This is a genomic window from Protofrankia sp. Cr1 (assembly GCF_963555865.1).
Lineage (GTDB): Bacteria > Actinomycetota > Actinomycetes > Frankiales > Frankiaceae > Protofrankia.
On sequence record NZ_CAUVXO010000175.1, the window covers coordinates 1 to 6,511 of the forward strand.

Sequence of the window (6,511 nt, forward strand, 5' to 3'; positions counted from 1 at the left end):
CCCCGAATGAGCCGCGGCCCGGCCCGCTCTGTGGACGGGCCGCTCGCCCGCTCACAGGGCCGTTGCGGCCGTGCCGTTCAGCCGGGCCGGTGCGGGGGGCGAAATCCCGAGAGGAACGGGATGATCTCGATCACCAGATAGCCCGCCCGCACCAGTGGATCCGCCTCGGCAATGGCACGGGCCTCATCCAGCGACCCGGTCTGGAACAGCAGCACCGCCTGCAGCTGCGTGTCAGGTTCGTCCGACCCGCCATACAGCACAAGCGACCCCGCAGCCCGCAGCGACTCCAGATACTTCAGGTGCTCGGCATGCCGCCGGTCGTACCCGCTATCCGCACCGGACGCCGGATGCGGTTGTCCCTGCCTGAGAACGACCAGCTCATAGCGGTTCAGCGCGGCCACGGCACTCCCCCACGGTCAGACCCTATTCGCGGGTGAGCTTGCGGTAGGTCACCCGATGCGGACGCGCTGCCTCAACGCCAAGGCGTTCGATCTTGTTGGCCTCGTAGTCCGCGAAGTTCCCCTCGAACCAGAACCAGCGCGCCGGGTCGGCCTCCGTACCCTCCCAGGCGAGGGTGTGGGTGGTGACACGGTCCAGGAACCACCGGTCGTGGGAGATCACAACCGCGCATCCCGGGAACTCTCCCAGCGCGTCCTCCAGCGACCGCAGCGTCTCAACGTCAAGGTCGTTGGTGGGTTCGTCCAGCAGCAGGAGGTTGCCGCCCCGCTTGAGGGTCAGGGCGAGGTTCAGCCGGTTACGCTCACCGCCGGACAGGACTCCGACCGGCTTCTGCTGATCCGGCCCCTTGAAGCCGAACGCCGACACGTACGCCCGGCTCGGCAGATCGACTTTGCCTACGATGATGTGGTCGAGCCCGTCGGAGACGATCTCCCACACGTTCTTCTTCGGGTCGAGGCCCGCGCGGCTCTGGTCGACATAGGCGATGTCAACCGTCTCACCGATGGCCAGCTCGCCGGCGTCAGCTGCCGCCGCACCGGTCAGCATGGTGAACAAGGTGGTTTTCCCGACACCGTTCGGGCCGATCACGCCGACGATGCCGCCGCGTGGCAGGGAGAACGACAGGTCGTCGATGAGGACCCGGTCGCCGAAACCCTTACGGAGTTTCTTCGCCTCGATCACGAGGCTACCCAGCCGCGGACCCGGTGGGATCTGGATCTCCTCGAAGTCGCGGGGACGCGCCTTGTCCGCCTCCGCGGCCAGCTCCTCATAGCGGGCGAGGCGGGCCTTGCTCTTGGCCTGGCGGGCCTTCGGGTTCGAACGCACCCACTCCAGCTCCTGCGCGAGGACGCGCTTGCGCTTTGCGTCCTTGCCACCTTCGACCTTGAGGCGGGCGGCCTTCGTCTCCAGGTACGTCGTGTAGTTGCCCTCGTAGGGGTAGGCGTGACCCCGGTCGAGCTCGAGGATCCAGCCGGCGACGTTGTCGAGGAAGTAGCGGTCGTGGGTGACCGCGAGTACCGCTCCGGCATAGCGCGCCAGGTGCTGCTCCAGCCAGGCGACGCTCTCCGCGTCCAAGTGGTTGGTGGGCTCGTCCAGCAGCAGCAGGTCAGGAGCCTCCAGGAGGAGCTTGCACAGAGCGACGCGCCGGCGCTCCCCACCGGAGAGCCTGGTCACCTCGGCATCACCCGGCGGCAGCCGCAACGCGTCCATCGCCTGATCGAGTTGGCTGTCGAGCTCCCAGGCGTTCACCGTCTCGATCTTGTCGATGAGTGCCGCCTGCTCGGCCAGGAGCACGTCGAAGTCCGCGTCGGGCGCGGCCATCTTCTCGTTGATCTCCTCGTACCGCGCGAGGACCCCACGGATCTCCCGGACCCCGTCCTCCACGTTGCCGCGAACGTCCTTGTCCTCGTCCAGCCGCGGTTCCTGCGCGAGCATGCCGACGGTGAAACCGGGGCTCAACGTCGCGTCTCCGTTGCTGGGCTGGTCAAGACCGGCCATGATCTTCAGCAGCGACGACTTGCCCGAGCCGTTGGGACCGACGACACCGATCTTCGCGCCAGGCAGGAACGACAGGGTGACATCGTCGAGGACGACCTTTTCACCGTGGGCTTTGCGCACCTTGCGCATCTGGAAGACGTACTGCGCCATGCGGTCAACCTTATGAGTCGGGCAGCCTGATACGTCAGGCGGCGATACGGGTCAGGCGATACGGGTCAGGCTGCGATGCGGGTCAGGCTGCGATTGGGAACTCCTCGGGACGCTGATCGGCATGCACCCGGGAGCGACACACCAGGGTACGAGCCGACTCCCCGACCATGTCCCGTGAGTCTCTTTCCCGCTGGACATCAGGGGTCAACCAACGCTCAGCCGGATGGCTGGCGCGAGCCCCGACCCCACCGCCCCAACCTGGCCGTCCGGGGCGACAACGCTGACGCCGGTCCCGGTCCCGGCATCGACGCGGACCGGGAGATCCTGGCGGTCGAGAAATCGTTCACCGCCACCAGACGCCGGCGTGTAGAACAACGCCAATATCACCGAATGATCCATTTTCGCCAACACGCCTGCCGTAGGTACACCCACCGCAGGTACAGCACTGATCGTGGAAGCGGAACCGATGCCGGCCACGTCCACCCTGTCGGGGCTGATGGTGAGCGTAGCGGTCACCGGCCGGGCCGGGTCCAGGGAGTAGGACGCTCGACGTCCGTCAGAGATCACCTCCAACCGGGCCGCGCGAGCCCCGGCCGGAACCGATGCACGCACATCGACACCGATGCTCAGCCCGTCGACGACCCGCAGCCGTTCCAACCGCGCAGCCGACGGTGACTCACGTGTCCGGTTGTATCCGTCGGGCAACCGAAGCAGGTACGGTGATCGATCCGGATGATCGGCGAGAACGGTGAAGTCGGCGCGGCCTCGTGATACCGCATACAACACCCGGCCGTCCATCGCGGGCGAGTTGGCCACCACCGACGTGGGGTGCATGAGGAACGCCGGGTCGGCCGACACGATGACCAGTACTCGCCCGGGTTGAGCTGTGATCATGTTTGTCAAATTGCGATCACGTCGGGTGAAGGACACGTTGGCCCCCACCGCGAAGACGAGCACAACGGTACTCAGCCCCAGACAGGCAGCAGCGGTGAGCCCGCCTGCCCATGGCCGCGCGACGGCGAGGTCGATCAGCCCCCGAGCTCCGAAAAAGACCAGTGGGATGAGTACGGGCATGAGGTAGAAAGGACCGACATAGCGGATGCCACCCCACAGTTCGGCCGCGTTCCAGGCTCCCCAGAACACGATGTACCCAAGAATCAGCAGAACTGCCCCGACCCCGACCGCGAGGGCCGGCCCGGACAGTCGACGGCGGACGACCGCCGCGACCGACAGTGCTGCCAGGAACACGCCACCGCACGCCCAGATACCGAGAAACCAGAGATGGTCACCGATGGAGACGAGCCCTTCAACCGGCCCGAAGCGGTGCGCAGGGTCGGTGGGAAACAGGCGGCGATCCCCGAAGCCCAGCTTGTCGTCGGGCTCAAGCAGCGCAAACGGCAGTGTGAACGGACTGCCCGTTGCCGCCGCATTGTAGCTGAGCAACGCGGCGACCGGGACGATCAGCCCTACCCCGACCCAACGCAGCAGCCACCACCGCTGTCCGCGGGCGCCCCGGTGCACGGCCCACACCGCAAGCGGGCCGAGCACCAGGGCCGCGTCGTACGGGCGCACCGCCATCGCCAACCCCAGCGCCAGCCCTGCCGTGACTAGCGGCGCCCCACGACCGGTTCGCAGCCCTCGCAGCAACCCGACAAGCACGCACTCATACAGCACAAGGACCGGCAGATAGGACAACATCATCGCGCTGTGCAGAATGACCAGCGGCGACAGTGCCAGCAGCCAGGCTGCGACCGCGGCTGCCCGCCGATCGCCCAGCAACTCGATTCCGGCGTGGTAGGTCGCCACAACCGCGGCGGCGGCGACAAAGGCGAGTCCCGCGACGGTCCCGCCGGTGAGCACGAGGCTCAACGCGAACAGCCCGGCAACCACCGGGGTGTACTTCAGGACGTAGTGGCCGTCGACGACCGCCGCCAGCCACGGTGCGTAGGACTGCGCCGGCGTCGACGCCGACGGAAACAGATGGCCGCCCGCCAGTGTCTGGGCCTGCAGCCGGTAGAGGGCCTCGTCGTTGTTGATCGACAGATACGGAAACAGATAGTGATTGATCAGGACAGCCGCAAGCGCGCTGAGCACGGCCGCGGCCGCCACTGTCCATCCGGGCCGAGACACCGCGGCCAGCCGTGACCGCAGTACCACCAACGGTCGGCGCCACGACGGTCGTGGGTCACCGAGCCGGTCGGGCACGGGCTCGGGCAACGGGTCGAGGCGGTCATCTGACCGGCTCCGGCTAGAGGGCCAAAGGCGATGCGATCGTGGTTCTGGCGCATCGCCGGGTGCCGTGGGCCCGTCCACGCACCCACGCGGTACCCGGATGGGCGTCGGTATATCGGCACCCCGCGCGCTGGTCACGGACTGACGCTACCCACAGGTCCGGGTGGGACCGGGCATCCACCCGTCTCATGACCGTTTCGCAACCGGACGGCGCCTGTGCCGACAGCCACCCGCAAGCCGCCGACTACCGTGCCATCACACCGTCGCCGGACGCTGGGCCGGGACGCCGGGGGGTGCGGCGCTCAGACCCCGGCGCCCCTGGTAGATCGCCTGGTATCGACTCGCCGAGCAGCTCGTCCGCGCCTGCATGGGTGAAACCCCCGTCACGGTACCCGGAGCCGGTTCCGACGCCGGTCTGGCCATTGTGCACACCGGTCATGCCATTGCCGGCGAGGGGCTCGGAGCCCACCGCACTTCCTTCGCCTTCGGTGGCGTCCACAACCTCCACCGCGCCCATGGCGTCCGTGACCTCCAGAGCCTCGTCTGCCTCCGTAACCTCGGCTGCCTCCGTAACCTCGGTGACGTCCATGACCTCCGTGGCTTCCCGGTTCGAGCGGACCACCCGCCGGACCTTGGCCGACTGGCGGGTCAGGTCGACAGCGACCGCATCGGCATCCACTTCGTAGACGACCCGGCGGCCTCCGTCCTGGGTCTCGAAGGACCTCTGCCGCAGCCGCCCGACCACGAGCGTCCTGTCGCCCTTGTGCAGCGACGCTCCGACGTTCTCCGCCAGGTGCCGCCAGCAGGTGACGGTCACGAATACGGTGTGGCCATCCACCCAGCGGTTCTGCGAGCGGTCGAACCGGCGCGACGTGCTGGCCATGCGCAGGGAGCAGACGAAGTTCCCGTTCGCCGTGCATCGCACGTCAGGGTCATCGACGAGGTTGCCGAGCAGCGTGACCGATGCTTCGATCATGGTTCCTCCCGGATCATGGATACTGGCCTGCTTCCGTGACGGACGGTCCCGAAGGGTCGCCGGCCCTGAGAAACCCGGCGAGACCGTCCGCTGTCTCGTCCCACGTCACACTGTGACCGTTGACGACCGCTTCGACACGCCACCGAGGTCCGCTGTGGAAAGCCGCGCAGCTGTCCACAGCAGCGACACTGCGGGATGTACGATCAGTACAAAATATGCCATTCTGGACTTTTTGACCAAGCGTCACAAGGTCATCCGAGTATCGGGGCGTGGCGAGGCATGCGACCAGCTGACCGCGTCGGGTTGGCACCGGGGGGACGGCGCGAGACCCGGTTCATCAGGCTCGGACATGCCGGCAGCTGGTTGACACGGGGCGCGAAATGATCGATTATTCCTCCGCTGGCCAGGTGCGAACCGCGCTGCGCGTTCATGCCAGGAGACCCGCACAATAGGCGGTAAGCGCCCGTAGCTCAGCGGATAGAGCAAGTGCCTTCTAAGCACTTGGTCGCAGGTTCGATCCCTGCCGGGCGCACTCAGTCTTGCCAGCAAAGATCAACATGTATTGTGACCTGCGCTTTAACTGGTCCCGCAAGGCCACGACGATCCGCTGGTACTGCCTGGCGCTGTTGAGGTTCTCGGCGAGGATGGCAACATGTCGATCAACGTCACCAGACACCTCGACAAGTTGCTCCCGCGGGCCGCGGGCCGCGGGCCGCGGGCCGCGACCAGCTGGCCCCAGGACCCCGGCTCAGCGGCGGCTGAGCGCCGCGCCACCTCGGCGCTCAGCTCGGACAGACCCCTGGCGCCCAGCGCGGGCACGAACTCGGCCAGCCGGATCGCCGGCCAACCCGGCCCGTCGAACGACAGCGCCGCCAACCAGCGCGAGCCCCGCCTGATCCGGCGGGGCATCCACACAGGCACGGGCGTACAGGCTCATCATGTGGCGCAGGTCCGTGCCGACGATCCCCGACGAGTCGTCCATGTACATCAAGGCGCTGGTCATCCGGCCCACAGCCTTGCGCAACGCCGGCACCACAGCACCCGCGTTCCCGTCCGCCAGCAACCGCTCACAACAATCAGCCAGCTCCAGCGCAGCCTGGGAATACTCACGCCGACCCGCGCGCGGATCACGACGCCGGTCCCGCCGCAACGCGTTCGCCAGTACCGTCAGGTCATCGCCCCTGGTCACCCGTTCAT

General features: G+C 67.4%; 4 protein-coding genes, 1 tRNA gene and 1 pseudogene. 1 reads left to right on the plus strand and 5 read right to left on the minus strand.

The window, feature by feature from the left end; genetic code table 11:
* Positions 1-77: 77 nt before the first annotated feature.
* From U9980_RS14820 to ssb, 4 genes are all read right to left on the minus strand, one after another.
* Entirely contained in the window at positions 78-401 is a 324-nt protein-coding gene (locus U9980_RS14820) for a YciI family protein (RefSeq protein ID WP_322768447.1), read from the minus strand.
* Positions 402-423: 22 nt separating this feature from the next.
* Positions 424-2,106 carry an energy-dependent translational throttle protein EttA gene (gene ettA, locus U9980_RS14825; RefSeq protein WP_322768448.1) on the minus strand — a complete coding sequence of 561 codons (1,683 nt, stop codon included), beginning with the start codon at positions 2,104-2,106 and terminating at the stop codon, positions 424-426.
* 204 nt (positions 2,107-2,310) lie between these two features.
* The gene (locus tag U9980_RS14830; protein WP_322768449.1) at positions 2,311-4,215 is read right to left on the minus strand and encodes a hypothetical protein; all 1,905 of its coding nucleotides are present in this window, start codon (positions 4,213-4,215) and stop codon (positions 2,311-2,313) included.
* 367 nt (positions 4,216-4,582) lie between these two features.
* Positions 4,583-5,314 (minus strand): single-stranded DNA-binding protein, encoded by a 732-nt coding sequence (gene ssb, locus U9980_RS14835; RefSeq protein ID WP_322768450.1) that lies wholly within the window; start codon positions 5,312-5,314, stop codon positions 4,583-4,585.
* A 459-nt stretch (positions 5,315-5,773) separates the two neighbouring features.
* Between ssb and U9980_RS14840 the strand changes: the two genes are divergently transcribed.
* A tRNA-Arg gene (locus tag U9980_RS14840) sits at positions 5,774-5,846 on the plus strand.
* A gap of 216 nt (positions 5,847-6,062) precedes the next feature.
* Here U9980_RS14840 and U9980_RS14845 read toward each other — a convergent pair.
* Positions 6,063-6,511, minus strand: a pseudogene (locus U9980_RS14845) (hypothetical protein); the annotation flags it as partial.

Excerpts from the sequence above, each read along its gene's own strand:
- ettA (WP_322768448.1), bottom strand. The coding sequence starts at position 2,106 with ATGGCGCAGTACGTCTTCCAGATGCGCAAGGTGCGCAAAGCCCACGGT.
- ssb (WP_322768450.1), bottom strand. The coding sequence starts at position 5,314 with ATGATCGAAGCATCGGTCACGCTGCTCGGCAACCTCGTCGATGACCCT.